This window comes from Halorubrum tibetense, assembly GCF_042661865.1.
In the GTDB taxonomy this organism is placed as follows: Archaea; Halobacteriota; Halobacteria; order Halobacteriales; family Haloferacaceae; genus Halorubrum; species Halorubrum tibetense.
Map to the genome: position 1 here is coordinate 1 of NZ_JBHSWW010000458.1, position 1,252 is coordinate 1,252.

Annotated in this window: 1 protein-coding gene and 1 pseudogene; both read left to right on the forward strand. The window is 71.3% G+C overall.

Going from position 1 to position 1,252, the window contains the following annotated elements; genetic code table 11:
* Positions 1-159: 159 nt before the first annotated feature.
* A complete protein-coding gene (locus ACFQEU_RS16145; protein ID WP_379783821.1) occupies positions 160-882 on the forward strand; it encodes a methyltransferase domain-containing protein in 723 nt (240 codons plus the stop codon).
* 97 nt (positions 883-979) lie between these two features.
* Positions 980-1,252, forward strand: a pseudogene (locus tag ACFQEU_RS16150) (transcriptional regulator TbsP domain-containing protein); the annotation flags it as partial.

The window sequence follows — 1,252 nt, forward strand, 5'->3', positions numbered from 1 at the left end:
GGCCGGCGTCCCGAAGTCGACCGCCCGCGAGACGCTGGAGGACAACGACGGCGACCTCGCGGCCGCGATCGCCGCCCTCGAGTGACCGACGGCTCGTCGACCAACGGCTCATCGGCCGACGGGTCGTCCGTCGACGACCCGTCGACTGACGCCGCGTACCTGTTGGTTCACGAGGACCGCGAGTACCTCCTCGAACCGGGCGCGGAGTTCGGCACCGATCTCGGGGTGATCGAGGTCCCCGAGGACGTCGCCGCCGGCGACACCGTCGAGACGCACCTCGGAACCGTGTTCGAGGTCCGCGAACTGCGCGGACCCGACCTGTTCGACCACCTCGAACGCACCGGCGCGCCGATGATGCCGCGCGACATCGGCCTCGTGTTGGGGCTCACCGGCGTGAGCCGTGGCGATCGCGTCCTCGATGCGGGCACCGGAACGGGGATCCTCGCGGCACACCTCGGACGCGTCGACGCGGACGTGACCTCCTACGAGATCGACCCCGAGTTCGCCGAGGTCGCCCGCGAGAACATGCGGATCGCGGGTGTCGACGACCGCGTCGAGGTCCGGACGGGCGACCTCACGGCGCACCTGGACGCGCTCGCGGCCGACGACCCGCTCCACGTGCTCACGCTCGATACCGGGGACGCGCCGGCGGTCGTCGAACGGGCCGGAGCGCTGCTCGTTTCCGGCGGGTACGTCGCCGTCTACTCTCCGTTCGTCGAGGGCACTCGCGAGGCCGTGCGTGCCGCCCGCGAGGCCGGCCTCGTCGAGATCGAGACGCGCGAGACGATCCAGCGGGAGATGGACTTCTCCGATCGCGGCTCCCGCCCGTCGACGGGCGGCGTCGGTCACACCGGGTACCTCGTGATCGCCCGGGCCCCCTGACCGGGCGCGTCGTGGACGGTTCAGCGGCCTCTTCTCGACTTCCGTCTCGGTCCATAACCGCCGGAACGTTCATTCGGGTTCGTCCGCCAGCTGGCGTATGCCCGGTGCAGACGGCGACGACGCTACCACCGATGTCGACAGCGACGCCAATAGCGACGCTGCCGCCGATGTCGACACCGAGGGTGCTAGCGAACGTGACGGCGGACTCCGGAACGACCTCGCGGATACGCTCGCCGGCCGTCGGAACGTGGTCGCCGTCGGCGTCGACCTCGACGTCGTCCCCGCGGTGCTCGCTGCCCGCCGTCGAACCGACGGGGGATGCTGGCGGATCGCGTGTCGGCTGGGCCTCGTCGACGAGCTCGGGCGAACG